The following is a 15,687-nucleotide window of genomic DNA, read 5'->3' on the forward strand; positions in this document are numbered from 1 at the left end:
TCAGGCGGGAAAACCGTCCAATACCGCGCGCGACTTGGACAGGCCCAGACGAGTCGCACCGGCGGCGATCAGGTCCGCGGCGGCTTCCGAGGTGCGGATACCGCCGCTGGCTTTGACCCCGAGGCGGCCGCCGACAGCCTCGGCCATCAGCTGCACGGCGTGCACGCTGGCCCCACCCGCGGGGTGAAAACCGGTGGAGGTCTTCACGAAATCGGCGCCTGCCTGTTCGGCGGCGCGGCAGGCCTGCACGATCGCCTCGTCCGGGAGGGCCGCCGATTCGATGATCACCTTCAACACGGCGCGGTCGGCGGTGGCTTCGCGGACCGTGATGATGTCGGCGAGGACGGCGTTGAAATCACCGGAGACGGCCGCGCCCACGTCGATGACCATGTCCACCTCGGCGGCGCCCTGATCGACGGCGAACCTGGCCTCGGCGCCCTTGATCAGCGAATGATGTTTGCCCGAGGGGAAACCCGCGACGGTCGCGACCACCAGGCCGGTGGCGCGCACCGGCAGCATCGACGGCGACACGCAGATCGCGTACACACCGAGCTGGCGCGCCTCCTCCACCAGCGCCGCGACGTCGGCGGCAGTCGCCTCTGGAGCGAGCAGGGTGTGATCGATCATCGCGGCCACGTCGGCCCGGGTCAGTGCGGAGGAATCGGCCATGGGGTCAGAGTCTCGCACAAGGCCGGCGCGCGGGACGGACGGAGCGTTGCCGGCCGGGCGGTTGCGTGAATTCCGTTGCGGGCGTGCGGTGGCTTCCCGCACACTCTTAGGGTCGCCTGTAGAGCGTGTGCGGTTGATCCAACTGGTTCGGAGGTTACGACACGTGCTGATCCGTCGCGAACGCGCCGACGATGTCATCCAGATTGCCGCCGTGCATCGCAGCGCATTCGGACCGCAGTACACCAACGGTGACGCGGTCGCGTTTCAAGACGATCCAGAGGCCGCCGAACGCGGCGGCAGCGCCATGGCCGAGCCGCCGGAGGTGGAGCTGGTCACCCGGCTGCGCAGTGATTCCGGCTGGATCCCGACGCTGTCGCTGGTCCTCGTCGAACACGACACGGTGATCGGCCACGTCTGCCTGACCCGCGCGACCGTCGGCCCCTACCCGGTGCTCGCGCTCGGCCCGATCGGCGTCCGCGTCGAACACCAGGGCGCCGGTGCCGGCGCGGCCCTGATGCACGCCGCCCTCGGCGCCGCCGACGCCCTCGACGAGCCGCTCGTCGGCCTGCTCGGCAGCCGCGAGTACTACCCCCAATTCGGCTTCGTCCCCGCCGCGCGCCTCGGCATCGCACCCAGCGAACCCAGCTGGACCTCGCACTTCCAGATCCGCGCCCTCACCGCCTACGAACCGCAGATCAGCGGCGAATTCCGCTACGCCGAACCGTTTTACAAGCTGTAGCCGAAGCGCGGGCCGCGGCGCCCGCACCCAGCCCGGGGCGCACCTGGATCCCGGCGTGCGCCGGGATGACGGGGTTGCGGGAGAATGGCCGGATGAGTTCGTCCGACGACCGCCGCTATGTGCTGACCCTGGGCTGCCCCGACAAACCGGGCATCATCGCCAGGATCACCTCGTTCATCGCCGAGTTCGGCGGCTCGATCGTGGAGGCCGGCTACCACTCCGACACCGACAGCGGCTGGTTCTTCACCCGTCAGGCGATCAAAACGTCGACGGTGCCGTTCGACCTGGCGGAACTACGCGACCGCTTCGCCGGAGTCGCCGCGGAGCTGGGGCCGGATACCGAGTGGGACCTGCTGGACTCGGGCGCCAAGCGCCGCATCGTCCTGCTGGTCAGCAAGGACGGCCACTGCCTGCACGACCTGCTCGGCCGCGCCACCAGCGGCGAGCTACCCGCGACCATCGAGGCCGTCATCGGTAACCATCCCGACCTCGCGACCATGACCGAGGCGCACGGCATCCAGTTCCACCACGTCGAATTCCCGAAGGACCCCGCCGAACGCGGCCCCGCCTTCGACGAAGTCCGCAAGCTCGTCGACTCCCACGACCCGCACGCCGTCGTCCTGGCCCGTTTCATGCAGGTCCTCCCGGCCGAGCTGTGCGAACACTGGGCCGGCAAGGCCATCAACATCCACCACAGCTTCCTGCCCTCCTTCGTCGGCGCCCGCCCGTATCACCAGGCCTTCGCCCGCGGCGTCAAACTCATCGGCGCGACCTGCCACTACGTCACCGCCGAACTCGACGCGGGCCCGATCATCGAACAGGACGTCTCCCGCATCGATCACGCCGACGACGTCCGCGACATGGTCCGTCAGGGTCGTGACATCGAGCGCGTCGTCCTGGCCCGCGGCCTCCGCTGGCACCTCGAGGGCCGAGTCCTGGTCCACGGCCGCCGCACCGTCGTCTTCAACTGACCGGTCCCGCACCGCGTCTCAGTTGGGCGGCCCGACGGTCAGCACCACGTGCACCGTGCGGTCCCCGCGGGGGCCGGTAACCATCAGCTTCACGGTTTCGTTGGGCCGGTACATGTTCAGCGCGGCGTGCAGGGATTGGATGGTGGTGACCGCCCGATCGTTGAGCGCGGTGATGACCTCGCCTTCCAGCAGCCCGGCGGCGTGCGCGGGCATGCCGTAGATGGCCGCTTCGACCCGGGCGCCGGCGCCGGTGGGCTCGGCGTTGGACGCGATTACGCCGAGGGTCGCGGTGGGGCCGATGTGCACGGTCTCGGTGGGTGTGCCGGAACGGATTTGGCGCACGATGCGCATCGCTCTGTCGATCGGGACCGCGTAGCCGTTGGCGTCGTCGGCGGATCTCTGGGCGGGGTCGCCGGAGGCGGCGGTGATGACGCCGACGATGGTGCCGTTGCGGTCGGCCAAGGCACCGCCGGACTGTCCCGAGGACACGGGGGCGGCGATTTCGAACATGCCGGACAAGGCTTTTCGGGACAGGTCGGCCGAATTCAGGGCGACGATGGTGGAATCCAGATTGGTGATGGTGCCCGGGATGGCCGTCGGCTGACCGCCGATACCGCCCGCGTTGCCGATGGCGAGGACATCGTCGCGCATCCGGACGTCGCCGGAATTGCCGATGGTGGCGGTGGCCAGCCCGGCCGCGCCGGACAGTTCGAGCAGGGCGATGTCGGCGGCGGAGTCGTAGCCGAGCACGCTGGCCTGGTAGACCTCGCCGTTGCCGACATCGGTCACCGTGACCGTGTCCGCGCCTTTGACCACGTGATGGCTGGTCAGCACCTGTCCGTCGGCGGTGAGCACGATCCCGGAACCGGCAGCCCCCAGCCCGAACGGTCGGGTGGAGGTGCTGATGTGGACCAGGGCAGGCCGGACGGCGGCGGTGACGGTGGGCGCGTCCAGCGTGGGGATCGGCTCGGTCGTGTAGGTGGCGTCGACGATCTCCGGGCCGGCGAACGGTGCCCATTGGGGTAGTTCCGCGCGGAAGCCCAGGAACGTCGTCACCGCGAGGATGACGACCACCATCAGGGCAACCACCCGGCCGCCCCCGCCCGACCGGTCGGTGCGCGGCGGCCGGGCGTCATCGCTCATGTAGCGCCACTGCTCGTCCATCGCCGCTCCTACCTCCGGAGGACACACCGCTCTCCATTGTGGCGGAACAATCACCACCACCGAATGGCAATCCCCACCGGGGGCGCTTGGCAAACCGAGGCATGCGGCGGTAGGCATGTATTCATGACGAGCGCCGCAGCCTATGCCATCCCCGCGCCGGACGGCGCCTTCGAGAAGGTCACCATCGAAAGACGGGAGCTCGGCCCGCACGACGTCCTCATCGACGTCAAGTTCGCGGGTATCTGTCACTCCGATATCCACACCGCGCGCGACGAGTGGGGCGGCACCAAATATCCGTGCGTGCCGGGCCACGAGATCGCCGGCCTGGTCGCGGCCGTCGGCAGCGCCGTCAGCAAGCACAAGGTGGGCGACCGGGTCGGTGTCGGCTGCATGGTCGATTCCTGCGGCAAGTGCGGCCCGTGCCTGGCCGACGAGGAGCAGTACTGCGCCAACGGCAACACCATGACCTACAACGCCGAGGTCGATCCGTCCGTGCAGCCGGAGGGCTACACCATGGGCGGCTATTCGACCCAGGTCGTGGTGACCGAGAACTTCGTGCTGCAGATCCCGGAGGGCATCGGCCTGGACGTCGCGGCGCCGCTGCTGTGCGCCGGCGTCACGCTGTTCTCGCCGCTGCGGCACTGGAACGCCGGTCCCGGCAAGAAGGTCGCGATCATCGGCATGGGCGGGCTCGGGCATGTCGGGGTGAAGATCGCCGCGGCCATGGGCGCGGAGGTCACGGTGCTCAGCCATTCGCTGAGCAAGCAGGAGGACGGCAAGCGCTTCGGCGCGCACCACTATTACGCGACCAACGACAAGCAGACCTTCAAGGAACTGCGCAATCGCTTCGATCTGATCATCAATACGGTGTCCGCGGATCTGCCGATCGACAGCTACATGCGGTTGCTGAACCTGAACGGCACGCTGGTGATCCTCGGGTTGCCCGAAAAGCCTTTGTCCGTCAAGCCTTTCACCATCGCGGGCTACCGGCGTTCGCTGGCGGGCTCGATGATCGGCGGTATCGCCCAGACCCAGGAGATGCTGAACTTCTGCGCCCAGCACGGGATCGGCGCGGAGATCGAGGTGATCTCCGCCGACGAGATCGACAACGCCTACGACCGGGTGGTCGCCAGCGACGTGCGCTACCGCTTCGTCATCGACACGGCCACCATCTAGGCGGGACGGGTCGCGCTGACGTACTGCAGCAGGCCGTGCACCTGCTGCTCGACGTCGGCGAGCCCCATTTCCGCGAACAGGCCGGGGAAGGTCTCGCTGTCGAAGACCCGCAATCCGCTCCAGCCGCCGACAACCTTGCTGACCTGCCCGAACGGTGAGTTGTCCCGGTGGCTGGTGCTGATCGCGATCCGGCCGCCCGGCGCCAGCACCCGCACCATCTCCCGGGTGGCGGTGATCGGGTCCGGGATCAGGTAGAGCGCGCCGAAGCAGCACACCGCGTCGAAAGTGCCGTCCGCGAACGGCAATCGGGCGGCATCACCGCGTAGATAGCCCACCCGCGGGCCCGTGTTGTCGACGACAGCACGGGCCAGCATCGCTTCGGAGTAGTCCAGGCCGACCGCGAAACCGTTGCCGGACAGCGTCTTACTCAGATACCGGGTGAAATTGCCGGGGCCGCAGGCAATATCGAGCACCCGCTTCGACCCGTCGAGCCGGAGCTGCCGGACGGCATCGCGCCGATCGGTTTCCATCGTGCGGCCGCTGGCGACGAAGAACGCGGCGGGTCGCCACGCTCGTTCGTAGACAGCAGCCAGGGCGGGATGATTCATGGCGCGCCGGGCCAGATTCATTGGGGCTCCTCGTCGTTGGGGAGTTCCGGAGGCGAAAAGTGTTCAGGCACGCTCGACTTCGATGGTCATGCCCGCGGCCCGCAGGCGCTCGGTGAGCGCGTCACCCATCGCGGCGGCCGGGGTGAGGATGCCCGCCAGCTCCGGCTGCTTGCCGGTGTCGAGCGCCAGGCACAACCCGGACTCGCCGAGCAGGACCGCGGTGGCCTTGTAGCCCGGGTCGCCCTTGCCGGAGAACGTGGCCAGGTACTTCGCGCCGGAGGTGGTGCGCGCGTAGGTCTTCATGGTGAACCACCCACTGTTGCGGGCCTTTTCGCTCGGTCCCGTGCCCGGCTTCGGCAGCACCCGGTCCAGCAGCTTGCGCCCCACCTCGGCGCGCGACAGCACCGAGCCGACCGCCATGGTCGCGACGATGCCGCCCGCGATACCGGCGGCGACCAGCGGCGCGGCGGCCGACTTGCCCGCGCTCATCACCTCGCGGTAGCGGAAGTTCTTGCCGTACACCCAGCCCAGCAGGCCGTTGCTGCGCCGCACAACCTTGGTGTTGTGCGCGGCCATGACGAAGGTCGACACCCAGCCGTCCAGGCTCGGGTCGATATTGCTGGCCCGCTCCAGCGCCTGATCGGACTGCCGGCCGACGTCGGGGTCCATCGACTTGTCCGGGCTCAGCGAGTACGGATGCATCATCACCGAGGCCTTCGAGGAATCCTCGGCGATGGCCTCCATCATGGCCCGCCCGGAATCGATGGTGCCGCCGCTGACGCCGCCCTTCGCCGACGCGATCAGCGTGGTGTCCAGCAGCTCACCGGTGTTGTCGGCGACCGTGGCCCGATACAGCTGGTAGACACTCAGGTCCGACGGAATCGAGTCGTACCCACAGGAATTCACGATCTTCGCGCCACTGGCGACGGCCTCGTCGTGATACCCGTCGATGGCGTCGCGGATGAACAGTGGCTCACCGGTGAGGTCGGCGTAGTGCGTGCCCGCCTTGGCGCACGCCGCGACCAGCGGCATGCCATAGCGCAGGTACGGACCGACCGTGGTGACAACGACTTTGGTGCGCGACGCCATCGCGTCCAGCGCTTCCTGATCAGTGGAGTCCGCCACGACCAGACCCCAATTGGCAGCTCCCGCACCGAGTTCCGCGCGTACCCCGGTCAGCTTGTCCAGTGACCGCCCGGCCAGCCCGATCCGGGCCTCCACCGGGGCGGCGTCGCGCAGGTACTCGGCGGTGAGCTTGCCGACGAAACCCGTCGCACCGAACAGGATCAGATCGAATTCTCGGTTCTCTGCCATGTGAAAGACTCTTTCGCTCAGGTACGTCGGGGGCGCTTGGCGCGCGTCTTCTTCTTGGGGATTACCGGCGGATGCTCGGCCAACCATTCGGCGTGGATTTTGCCGAGTTCGGTGACCGCCGGTTCGTCGTAGAGCCATTCGCGGGCGACGCGATGCCAGTTCGCGGTGCAGTTGAGCTGGCCCAGCATGCCGAAGGTGAGGAAATCCGCGCGCCGCGAGAACAGGTGCTCCGGCGGCAGGTTCTGCTGTTTCATGCCGGCGAACTCGCTGGCGCGCGGGTCGACGGCGAGCAGGAACGCGCCACTGGCCAGATCGGGTGTGATGGTGAGTTCCTCGTCGATCAGGCACCACTCCGAGGCGGCCAGCACATACTCCAGGCATTCCTCCGGGCCGACCTCCTCCGGGGAGCCGATCACGCCGCGCTCGATCATCAACTGCTGCAAGTCTTCCGCGCGGTCCTCCGCGGCCGCGCGCAGGCAGATCGCCTCGAACTTCACATAGTCCGGGTCCATCCGGTTGAACAGCCCGAAGTCCAGGAAGCCGACGCGTCCGTCGTCGGCCAGCATCACATTGCCGGGGTGCGGATCGCCGCAGAACTCGTTGAAGGTGAACAGCGAACCCACATAAAACCGGTAGATGATCTCGCCCACCCGATTCCGGTCGGCGTCGGGCAGCTGCCGGATCTCCTCGAAGCCCTTGCCCGGCAGGTATTCACTGACCAGCACCCGGGTCGAGCTCAGCTCCGGCATCGACCGCGGCACCACGATGAACGGGTGCCCGGCGTAGAGCTCGGCGATCTGCAACTGGGTGGCGGCCTCGGCGTGATAGTCGAGTTCGCCCTCCATGTTCAGCCGCAGTTCGTCCAGCACCGCCGGCGTCACCCAGGGCAGCGCCGACTGCAGCACCTTGCGGAACATGTTGAGGTTCTTCAGGTCCGCGCGCACCGCGGCATCGATGCCGGGGTACTGCACCTTCACCGCGACATCGCGGCCGTCGTGCAGCCGCGCCCGGTACACCTGGCCGATGGAGGCCGCCGCGACCGCTTCCGGGTTGAATTCGGCGAACACCTCGTCGAGCGGGCGGCCGAAATCCTCCTCGATGACCTGCTTCATCGCCTCGAACGACACGTTCGGCGCCGAGTCGCGCAGCACGGCCAGCCGCTTCTGGAACCGTTCCCGGTGCGCCTCGGGCACCAGATCCAGATCCAGCACCGAGAGCATCTGGCCCAGTTTCATGGCGACGCCCTTCATGGTGCCCAGCACCATGACCACCTGCTCGGTGGTGCGGATCATCGACTCCTCGGCCATCTTCGCGCGTACGGCCTCGGATCTGCCGCGCATGGACAGGCGCGTGCGCTGGGTACGCAGCACCGAACTGGCAGCAACGGCACCCAGTTTGGTGCCACGAGCAAGCCGGGAAGTCGGGACTTGCTTCGCCATCGAGGTACCTCCGTTGGTGCCGACCGCGCAGACGGTGCCCCCTGGCGCACCGCATCCGTCTCAGACTAACCAACCGCGCAAGGCGGGCGAGTCGCCCGTCACACCCAGACCGCTCAGTCTGCTTCCTGCTCCGGTAACACATGCGGCATCTGGGCGAACTTCGCCGGCGAACCGCCCGCGCGCATCATGCCCTCGATCGCGCTCCACGCCATCATGGTCAGGTAATCGATGACCTGATCGCGCGACATCGTCTTGTCCGTGGTCCACCAGTGCGTGGCCAGCTGGATGCCGCCGACCAGCACATACGACCACAGCAGCGCACCCTCGGTCTCGGCGCCGTGCGCCCGGCCGCGATCGATGATGACCGTGGACACCACCTCGGCGAAGAGCTTCTCGAACTCCGCGAGCGAGGACTGGTCACCCGAGCCGTTGCCCATGATGAACCGGTAGACCTCGGGGTCCTCGTCGACGGTGCCGACGTATTCGGCCAGCGCCGAGCGGACCAGGTCGTATTCGGCGGCGTCGAGGTTGATCGCGCCGTACACCCGCGGCATCAGCGTGGTCTCGATGAACCGCTGCATGGTCGCGTGCACCAGGTCGTTCTTATCGGAGAAGTACCGGTAGAGCACGGTTTTGGAGACGCCGATCTCGGCGGCGATCTCATCCATGCCGGCGTTGCTGCCGCGTTTGCGGATGGCTGCCAGGGTGCCGTCGACAAGTTCCTCACGGCGATCGATCTTGTGCTGGCGCCACCGGCGCTTACGGCCGTCCGCTTCACCGCCGCGCGCCGCCGGACGCTCGCCACGTGCGTCGACGTCGACAAGGTCTTCGGTGGACAGCGTTAGCTCCCTCGGGTCGGAGGTTCCGGAGAACCAGGTGTTTTGCCACCCAGCTTAGGTCCCGGCAACCGCCCTGCGTCACGTTTGGGTCCTGGATGCGGGGCATCCCACACATTCCGGGCGCGCGCGCCGGGGCCCTGTCACTACGACACAGCAGAATGGACACCATGGAGAACGCGCCAACGACGCTTGCGCCCGCCCCGTCCGTCCCATCCGTGCCCAATGGTTTCTTCGTCGACGACGAGAGCAAACGGCGCGACCTGTTCCGGATGAAGGCGTTCGCGACCGGGCTGCTGGCTTTCGCCACGCTGGTCTACCTGTTCTGCCGCTGGCTGGAATCGCGCGGGCAGGGCGGCGACTGGGTCGGCTACGTGCGGGCCGCCTCCGAGGCCGGCATGGTCGGCGCCCTGGCCGACTGGTTCGCGGTGACCGCGCTGTTCCGGCATCCGCTCGGCCTGCCGATCCCGCACACCGCGATCATCCGGAAGAAGAAAGACCAGCTCGGCGCCAGCCTGGGCAGTTTCGTCGGCACCAACTTCCTTGCTCCCGAGGTGGTTTCGGCGAAGGTGCAGTCGGCGGAGGTCTCGCTGCGGATCGGGCGCTGGATGGCCGATCCGGGGCACGCGGCCCGCGTGGCGGAGGAGAGTTCGACGATCCTGCGCGCGGTGGTCGGCGTGCTGCGTGACGAGGACGTGCAGCAGATCATCGACAACACCATCGTCAAGCGGATCGCCGAACCGCAGTGGGGCCCGCCGATCGGCCGGGTGCTGGCCGAACTGCTCGCCGACAACCGGCAGCTGGCGCTGCTGGACATGCTCGCCGAACGCGCGCACCAGTGGGCGCTGGGCAGCCAGGAAACCATCGACCGGATCGTCATGCGCGACGCGCCGTCCTGGGCCCCGAAATTCGCCAATATCCTGCTGGCGGAAAAGATTTACCGGGAGTTGGTGGAGTTCACCTGGAAGGTGCGTTCCAATCCGGAGCATGAGGTGCGCCTGGCGGCGAATCGTTTCCTGGAGGAATTCGCCTACGACCTGCAGCACGACGACGCCATGATCAAAAAGGCGGAACGGATCAAGGCGCAGGTGATGGGCCGCGAGGAAATCACCGGGATGGCCGAGGCCACGTGGCGCGCGGCGAAACGGCTGATCCTGGAGTCGGCCGACGATCCGAGCAGTACGCTGCGCCGTAAGGTGGCGGAGAATGTGCAGCAGCTCGGTGAGCGGCTGCGCGACGACGACGCCATGCGCGACAAAGTCGACGGCTGGCTCGATCGCGGCGTGCGCTACCTGGTGCAGAACTACGCCGCCGAGATCACCACCCTGGTCACCGATACCGTGGCCAAGTGGGACGCCGAGGAGGCGAGCAACAAGATCGAATTGCAGGTCGGGCGTGATCTGCAATTCATCCGCATCAACGGCACGGTGGTCGGCGCGCTCGCCGGGCTCGTCATCTACACGATTTCCCAGTTGCTGTTCCACGGCTGACGAGCAGTAAATCGCACCATGAAAACCGTTGCGAGCACTGCTGATAGAGCGCCGCTCGGCATTTGCCGGATCGGTGCTAACAGGGTGCTTGCAAGAGCTAGCACCCTGACCTAGAATTGAACTCGTACAACCGCCAGAAGGTGAGTGATGGCAGACCAGCCCGAGGTTCCCGCCGAGTACACCGAACACCCCGACGAGCAATCCGAAGGTGTCGGCGAAAAAGTGGGACGTGCAGCGCACGACATCGGAGGCTTCATCAGATCACAGCGAGAAGCCGCGCAAGTCTCGCTGCGTCAGCTCGCCGCACTGGCGGGAGTGAGCAATCCGTACCTGAGTCAGATCGAGCGTGGATTGCGTAATCCGTCCGCCGAAGTACTCGCGCAGATCGCCAAGGCACTGCGGGTGTCCTCGGAGGTGTTGTACGTACGGGCTGGCTATCTGGAACAACGGCCGCACAGTCCGGTCCGGGATGCCCTGCTTGCCGATACCTCGATCTCCGAGCGGCAGAAGCAGGTCCTGCTGGATATCTATGAATCGTTTCGCCGGGAAAACGGAGGAGACGAGCAGGGGGGAATTGCATGGGACAGCGCCGTTCCGCGTACGACAAACGAAACTCCGCCACGCCAGGAGAACGAAGAATTATGACCGAAAAGAATGTCACCGTAACCAAGCCGCTGCTCGCCGCCGTGGGCGCGGGCGATGCCGTCTACGCCGTCGTCACCGATGTGGTGACCCAGGTGCGTGGGCGCGCCGCCGGCACCGACGTGCCGGGCCGGGTCGAAGAGGCTCGCGAGCGGTTCGCCAACGTGCCGGCCGATGTGCAGGCCCAGTTCGAGACCCTGCGCGAGCGCCTCGCCGGCCTGCCCTCGGAGCTTCCGGAGGACCTCGCCGAGTTGCGCGAGAAGTTCACCGCCGAAGAGCTGAAGAAGCTGGCCGACGAGTACCGCGCCAAGGTGCTCGACCTCTACGCCGACCTGGCCGTGCGCGGCGAGGAGACCGTTGAGCGGCTGCGCGCCAACCACCTGGTCGAGGATCAGATCGAGCGGGTCGAGGCGCTGTACAAGGACGCCACCGTGCGCGCCGAGGAAGCCCTGGATCGAGTGCACGGTCTGCTGGGCCGCCCGGCCAAGGTCGAGGACGCGCCCATCGTGGACGCCGTCCCGGTCGTCGAGGCCGAGGTCGTCGAGGTCACCACCGAGACCGTCCCCGCGCCCGAGCCGGTCAAGGCCCCCGCCGCCCCGGCCCCGAAGAAGGCCCCGGCCGCGAAGAAGGCTCCGGCAAAGAAGGCCGCCCCTAAGAAGGCGTAAACCTTTTCGCATCGCGACCCCGCACCCTTTCGGTGCGGGGTCGCTTTGCTGTTCAAGGGATTTCACCCATCCGACACAGCAGAACGGCCCGCCACGACCCCTGTGGGGCGGACAATTGTTCGGACGACTCCCCGCGTGCGCTGGTTCGTGCGCGAGGATGCGGCGGAGTTGCTCCTAGGATGGTGAGGTGACTGTCTTGCACGTGACACGCTGGATTGAGGCCGGGCTGTGGCTGCTGGCGCTCGGCGCGACGATCTTCGCGCTGATTCACGCGATCCGCCAGCGCCCGGACGCCTTCACCGCGGTGGACAAACAGACCAAACAGCTCTGGCTGGCGATTCTCGGGGTCTCCCTGTTCCTGCTGGTGATTCCGCTGCTCGCGGGCGGCCTGGGTGGCCTGGGGCTGCTCACCTTCATCGCGATCATCGCCACCGGCATCTACCTCGCCGACGTGCGCCCGAAAGTAGACGAGGTGCAGCGCGGTCCCCGCTGGTAGATGGGCGTTTGCTGGGGCGCACAAGCCGTCCGCGCGCCATGAACGCTCCATAACTTTTCACCGCTTGCACTAGCTAGCGGACCCCTTTTCGCGTTACTGTGTCGATCAGTAACACAAAGGAGTGTCCGATGCGTGCCTTGCTGACGACGGTGTTGACGGGCCTATCCAGCGCCCTGTTCGACACCCATCGTGCGAACCTGCGTTCCCGCACCTACGCGACCGCGGCGTTCAACCCGCCGACCGTTTCCCACGAGGTCATCCCGGTGACCACCCGGGACGGCACGAAGCTGCGCGTGCACTCCTACGGTCCGAAAGACGCACCGGCCATCGTGCTGGTGCACGGCTGGACCTGCGCCATCGAATACTGGAACGCCCAGATCAACGCCTTCGCCGGCGAGTACCGCGTCATCGCCTACGACCAGCGCGGCCACGGCGCGAGCGAATTCGGGAACAGCAAGCTCGACATGGACCTGCTCGCCGACGACCTCGCCGACGTGCTCGACGCGGCCCTGGCCGCCGATCAGCGCGCGGTCCTGGTCGGCCACAGCCTGGGCGGTATGACCCTGCAGGCGTGGGCGGGCCGCTACCCCGAACAGGTTCCGGCGCGCGCACATTCGGTGCTGCTCACCAATACCGCTGCCTCGCACCTGATCTTCCAGACCACCGTGGTGCCGCTGTTCAACCGGCCGGCCCGGCTGCTGAAACTCAAAGTCCCGCTGCCGTTCCTGCTGGGCCGCGTCGGTCTCGGTTTCCCGATCGTCTTCCCCCCGATCGCCCCGGTGAAGTGGCTTTTCGCCCGGCAGATCATGAGCACGGCCGCCGAGGGCGACCTGCTCGACTTCAGCCTGAACATCGTCCGTTCCTGCCCGGCCCTGGTCCGCGCGCGGTTCGGTTTCCTGCTCGCGGAGATGGATCTCGGCGAATCGGCCCGGAACCTGGTGGTGCCCACCACGATTGTGGCTGGCTCCTTCGACGATATGACCCCGGTCGCGCACGCCGAGCAGATCGCCGAGATGCTGCGGCAGACCGGCAGTTTCGTCCGGCTGGAGGTGTTGCCGACCGGCCATCTCGGCAACACCGAAGCCTACGAACAGTTCAACGACGAGCTGGCCCGGGTGCTCGCGGCCGCCTATCACCGCCGCAAGGTGGCGACCGGCTAGACCAGCGTCAGCCAGTAGTCCTGGAACTGCAGGAATACCAGCAGCAGCACTACCGCGTAGAAGATCGCGACGATGGTCCAGCGCCATTCGGCGGCCACGCCGAGCGGCCCACGCGAGCCGCCCCACAGGATCTGGGTGATCGCCGCGAGCAACGGTGTGATGATCGCCCACACCACCATGCAGTACGGGCACAGCGCGTTGATGCGGTACAGGCTCTGGAAGATCAGCCAGCAGATGAAGCCGGTGCCGAGCAGCGTGCCCACCCACAGTCCCCCCCAGACCCAGCGCGGAATCCGGACCCCGGAGACGGCGAGCACCCCGAGGGTGACGACCACCGAGAACCCGACCACGCCGATCAGCGGGTTCGGGACGTCGAAGAAGACCGACGCCTGCGGCCGTTCCATCACGGTCCCGCAGGACAGGATCGGGTTGATGCTGCAGGAGGGCCGGTAGCCGGCGTCGGTGTAGAGCCTGATCCGTTCGACGGTCAAGGTCACCGAGGCCAGCCAGCCGGCCAGCCCGCCCAGCAAGACCAGCCAGGCGGACCGGGGCGGCGCGTCGATCACTAGCCTGCTGCTCCCGCGATCGCCTGCTCCAGCTGAGCCGGGTTGACCTGCTGGCCGTTGACGAACACGGTGGGCGTGCTCTGCACGCCTTCCTCGAAGGCCTTCTCCGTCATCCGCTTGACGTACTTGCTGTACTTCTTGTCGTTGATGCAGCTCGCGACCTCGTCGCCGTAGCCCGCCTGCTTGGAGATGGCGATGATCTGGTCGTTGCTCAGGCCGCCCGTACCCTCCGGCGGCTGCGCGGCGAACATCGCGCCCAGCCAGGCCTGGTACTTCGACGGATCCGCCTCGGCGACGCAGTACGAAGCGTTGGCGGCGCGGGTGGAGTATTCGGTGCCGGACGCCTTGTCCAGGAACGAGATGATGTTGTATTCGACGGCGATTTTGCCGTCGGCGACGTTCTTCTCCAGCAGGTCCTTGTACTGGGCCTCGAAGCCCTGGCAGGCCGGGCACTGCAGGTCGGCGACGACGCGCACGGTGGCCTTCGCGTCCGGCTTGCCGATCCGGATGGAACCATTGTCGGTGAGGGAACCGGTGACGCCGTTCGCGGCGGCGGCCGCGGGAATGGACGGGGTCGGCCCGGGGTCGTCCTTTTCCTTCTTCTTCAGCGCGATGCCGATACCGATGGCCGCGATCAGGCCGATGATGACGGCGGCCACGCCGATCTGGATCGCGAGATTGCGGTTCCGGTCGGCCTTTTGCAGGCCCGCCAGCGGATTCGGATTCTTTCGCCCAGCCGGTTTCTTGCTCACCGTGCGTTCACCACGCCTTTCGCTCGCCTTGCCGGTTTCAGCTCTGCCGACCCGATGGTAGTTGCGGGGAACTTCCCGGCACGGTCGGGCACGGTCCACATCCTCCTGGGTGAACCTGAGAGTTTCCGAAATATCCCGGTGGTGAGTCCGGTCACGCTTTGTCGAGGCGGCGCAGCTGCTCGGCGACATCGAAATCCGCCGGCGGCCACTCCAATTTCAGCTTCTGTAGCGCGTCGATGAGCAGTTCGGTGACGGCCAGGCGGGAGAACCATTTCTTGTCGGTGGGCAGCACATACCAGGGGGCGTGCTCGGTGCTGGTGCGGTCCAGCATGGCCTGGTAGGCCTCGTGATACGCGGGCCAATAGGCGCGTTCGTCGATATCGGAAGGGTTGAACTTCCAGTATTTGTCGGGCCGCTCCAAACGTTCGCGCAGGCGCTGCTTCTGCTCGTCGAGGGAGACGAACATGGCCACCTTCACCAGCGTGGTGCCCTGTTCTGCCAATTCCTGTTCGAAGGCGTTGATCTCGTCGTAGCGCGGTTCCCATTCCGATTGCGGGACCAGATTGTGCACCCGGACGACGAGCACGTCCTCGTAGTGCGAACGGTCGAAGACGCCGAGCTGGCCGCCGCGTGGCAGCGCGTTGCGGATCCGCCAGAGGTAATGGTGCTGCTGCTCCTCGGGCGTCGGCACACCGAACGCGGCGTGGTCGACGCCCTGTGGGTCGACCGAGCCGATCACGTGCCGGACGATGCCGCCCTTGCCCGCGGTGTCCATGCCCTGCAGGACCAGCAGCACGCTGCGGTGATCGCCGGTGCGGCCGTTGGCGTAGAGGCGCTCCTGCAGGCCCGAGAGCACCGCCGCGCGTTCGATCAGCAGCTGCTGGCCGGATTTCTTGTCACCGCTGAATCCGGGCGTGCCGGAGGTGTCGAGATCTTCGAGGCGCAACCCGTCGGCTTTCAGCGCCTCGGTCGCGGGCATGGTCCACTTCGGCATCTCTCA

Annotated in this window: 17 protein-coding genes; 8 read left to right on the forward strand and 9 right to left on the reverse strand. The window is 67.1% G+C overall.

The features are described from left to right. Entirely contained in the window at nucleotides 1-669 is a 669-nt protein-coding gene (deoC, locus tag IBX22_RS14895; RefSeq protein WP_194816169.1) for a deoxyribose-phosphate aldolase, read from the reverse strand. A 163-nt stretch (nucleotides 670-832) separates the two neighbouring features. Between deoC and IBX22_RS14900 the strand changes: the two genes are divergently transcribed. Both IBX22_RS14900 and purU read left to right on the forward strand, forming a co-directional pair. Next, a complete protein-coding gene (locus IBX22_RS14900; RefSeq protein ID WP_194816170.1) occupies nucleotides 833-1,408 on the forward strand; it encodes a GNAT family N-acetyltransferase in 576 nt (191 codons plus the stop codon). A 92-nt stretch (nucleotides 1,409-1,500) separates the two neighbouring features. Further along, nucleotides 1,501-2,379, forward strand: coding sequence for a formyltetrahydrofolate deformylase (gene purU, locus IBX22_RS14905; protein WP_194816171.1), 879 nt, complete (start codon nucleotides 1,501-1,503; stop codon nucleotides 2,377-2,379). Nucleotides 2,380-2,397: 18 nt separating this feature from the next. Here the strand turns inward: purU and IBX22_RS14910 are convergent, their stop codons facing one another. Next, complete coding sequence (locus IBX22_RS14910; protein ID WP_228538819.1) at nucleotides 2,398-3,543, reverse strand: S1C family serine protease; 1,146 nt, start codon at nucleotides 3,541-3,543, stop codon at nucleotides 2,398-2,400. Between the two features lie 123 nt (nucleotides 3,544-3,666). Here IBX22_RS14910 and IBX22_RS14915 point away from each other — a divergent pair, with 123 nt between their 5' ends. Beyond that, nucleotides 3,667-4,719, forward strand: a complete 1,053-nt coding sequence (locus tag IBX22_RS14915) for an NAD(P)-dependent alcohol dehydrogenase (RefSeq protein ID WP_194816172.1) — start codon at nucleotides 3,667-3,669, stop codon at nucleotides 4,717-4,719. Here the strand turns inward: IBX22_RS14915 and IBX22_RS14920 are convergent. The 4 genes from IBX22_RS14920 to IBX22_RS14935 form a co-directional block, all read right to left on the reverse strand. After that, the gene (locus IBX22_RS14920) at nucleotides 4,716-5,348 is read right to left on the reverse strand and encodes a class I SAM-dependent methyltransferase (RefSeq protein WP_194816173.1); all 633 of its coding nucleotides are present in this window, start codon (nucleotides 5,346-5,348) and stop codon (nucleotides 4,716-4,718) included. The two genes, IBX22_RS14915 and IBX22_RS14920, sit on opposite strands and share 4 nt — an antisense overlap. 42 nt (nucleotides 5,349-5,390) lie before the next feature. Continuing rightward, nucleotides 5,391-6,641, reverse strand: a complete 1,251-nt coding sequence (locus tag IBX22_RS14925; RefSeq protein ID WP_194816174.1) for a trans-acting enoyl reductase family protein — start codon at nucleotides 6,639-6,641, stop codon at nucleotides 5,391-5,393. A 17-nt stretch (nucleotides 6,642-6,658) separates the two neighbouring features. Then, nucleotides 6,659-8,080, reverse strand: coding sequence for an AarF/ABC1/UbiB kinase family protein (locus tag IBX22_RS14930; protein ID WP_194816175.1), 1,422 nt, complete (start codon nucleotides 8,078-8,080; stop codon nucleotides 6,659-6,661). Nucleotides 8,081-8,193: 113 nt separating this feature from the next. Beyond that, entirely contained in the window at nucleotides 8,194-8,919 is a 726-nt protein-coding gene (locus IBX22_RS14935) for a TetR/AcrR family transcriptional regulator (RefSeq protein ID WP_194817695.1), read from the reverse strand. Between the two features lie 167 nt (nucleotides 8,920-9,086). Here IBX22_RS14935 and IBX22_RS14940 point away from each other — a divergent pair, with 167 nt between their 5' ends. From IBX22_RS14940 to IBX22_RS14960, 5 genes are all read left to right on the forward strand, one after another. Then, nucleotides 9,087-10,406 (forward strand): DUF445 domain-containing protein, encoded by a 1,320-nt coding sequence (locus IBX22_RS14940; RefSeq protein WP_194816176.1) that lies wholly within the window; start codon nucleotides 9,087-9,089, stop codon nucleotides 10,404-10,406. A 147-nt stretch (nucleotides 10,407-10,553) separates the two neighbouring features. Then, nucleotides 10,554-11,051, forward strand: a complete 498-nt coding sequence (locus IBX22_RS14945; protein WP_228538820.1) for a helix-turn-helix domain-containing protein — start codon at nucleotides 10,554-10,556, stop codon at nucleotides 11,049-11,051. Beyond that, nucleotides 11,048-11,713 (forward strand): heparin-binding hemagglutinin, encoded by a 666-nt coding sequence (locus IBX22_RS14950; RefSeq protein WP_194816177.1) that lies wholly within the window; start codon nucleotides 11,048-11,050, stop codon nucleotides 11,711-11,713. The genes IBX22_RS14945 and IBX22_RS14950 overlap by 4 nt, the downstream gene beginning before the upstream one ends. 196 nt (nucleotides 11,714-11,909) lie before the next feature. Beyond that, nucleotides 11,910-12,209 (forward strand): DUF2516 family protein, encoded by a 300-nt coding sequence (locus tag IBX22_RS14955; protein WP_228539007.1) that lies wholly within the window; start codon nucleotides 11,910-11,912, stop codon nucleotides 12,207-12,209. A gap of 128 nt (nucleotides 12,210-12,337) precedes the next feature. Further along, the gene (locus IBX22_RS14960; protein ID WP_194816179.1) at nucleotides 12,338-13,369 is read left to right on the forward strand and encodes an alpha/beta fold hydrolase; all 1,032 of its coding nucleotides are present in this window, start codon (nucleotides 12,338-12,340) and stop codon (nucleotides 13,367-13,369) included. On the opposite strand, the gene IBX22_RS14965 is transcribed toward IBX22_RS14960, so the two are convergent. The 3 genes from IBX22_RS14965 to IBX22_RS14975 form a co-directional block, all read right to left on the reverse strand. After that, on the reverse strand, nucleotides 13,366-13,935 hold the full coding sequence (locus IBX22_RS14965) for a vitamin K epoxide reductase family protein (RefSeq protein ID WP_194816180.1): 570 nt from the start codon (nucleotides 13,933-13,935) through the stop codon (nucleotides 13,366-13,368). The genes IBX22_RS14960 and IBX22_RS14965 overlap by 4 nt on opposite strands. Then, nucleotides 13,935-14,687: a thioredoxin domain-containing protein gene (locus IBX22_RS14970; RefSeq protein WP_309234620.1), complete on the reverse strand. Its 753-nt coding sequence runs from the start codon at nucleotides 14,685-14,687 to the stop codon at nucleotides 13,935-13,937. The genes IBX22_RS14965 and IBX22_RS14970 overlap by 1 nt, the downstream gene beginning before the upstream one ends. 151 nt (nucleotides 14,688-14,838) lie before the next feature. After that, a complete protein-coding gene (locus IBX22_RS14975; RefSeq protein ID WP_194816182.1) occupies nucleotides 14,839-15,681 on the reverse strand; it encodes a polyphosphate kinase 2 family protein in 843 nt (280 codons plus the stop codon). Nucleotides 15,682-15,687: the final 6 nt, after the last annotated feature.

This window comes from Nocardia sp. XZ_19_385, assembly GCF_015355755.1.
Classification (GTDB): Bacteria; Actinomycetota; Actinomycetes; order Mycobacteriales; family Mycobacteriaceae; genus Nocardia.

What these genes read in the sequence shown, in the direction of transcription:
- deoC (WP_194816169.1), bottom strand. Translation starts at nt 669, where the DNA reads ATGGCCGATTCCTCCGCACTGACCCGGGCCGACGTGGCCGCGATGATC.
- purU (WP_194816171.1), top strand. Translation starts at nt 1,501, where the DNA reads ATGAGTTCGTCCGACGACCGCCGCTATGTGCTGACCCTGGGCTGCCCC.
- IBX22_RS14910 (WP_228538819.1), bottom strand. Translation starts at nt 3,543, where the DNA reads ATGGACGAGCAGTGGCGCTACATGAGCGATGACGCCCGGCCGCCGCGC.
- IBX22_RS14915 (WP_194816172.1), top strand. Translation starts at nt 3,667, where the DNA reads ATGACGAGCGCCGCAGCCTATGCCATCCCCGCGCCGGACGGCGCCTTC.
- IBX22_RS14920 (WP_194816173.1), bottom strand. Translation starts at nt 5,348, where the DNA reads ATGAATCTGGCCCGGCGCGCCATGAATCATCCCGCCCTGGCTGCTGTC.
- IBX22_RS14925 (WP_194816174.1), bottom strand. Translation starts at nt 6,641, where the DNA reads ATGGCAGAGAACCGAGAATTCGATCTGATCCTGTTCGGTGCGACGGGT.
- IBX22_RS14930 (WP_194816175.1), bottom strand. Translation starts at nt 8,080, where the DNA reads ATGGCGAAGCAAGTCCCGACTTCCCGGCTTGCTCGTGGCACCAAACTG.
- IBX22_RS14940 (WP_194816176.1), top strand. Translation starts at nt 9,087, where the DNA reads ATGGAGAACGCGCCAACGACGCTTGCGCCCGCCCCGTCCGTCCCATCC.
- IBX22_RS14945 (WP_228538820.1), top strand. Translation starts at nt 10,554, where the DNA reads ATGGCAGACCAGCCCGAGGTTCCCGCCGAGTACACCGAACACCCCGAC.
- IBX22_RS14950 (WP_194816177.1), top strand. Translation starts at nt 11,048, where the DNA reads ATGACCGAAAAGAATGTCACCGTAACCAAGCCGCTGCTCGCCGCCGTG.
- IBX22_RS14960 (WP_194816179.1), top strand. Translation starts at nt 12,338, where the DNA reads ATGCGTGCCTTGCTGACGACGGTGTTGACGGGCCTATCCAGCGCCCTG.
- IBX22_RS14975 (WP_194816182.1), bottom strand. Translation starts at nt 15,681, where the DNA reads ATGCCGAAGTGGACCATGCCCGCGACCGAGGCGCTGAAAGCCGACGGG.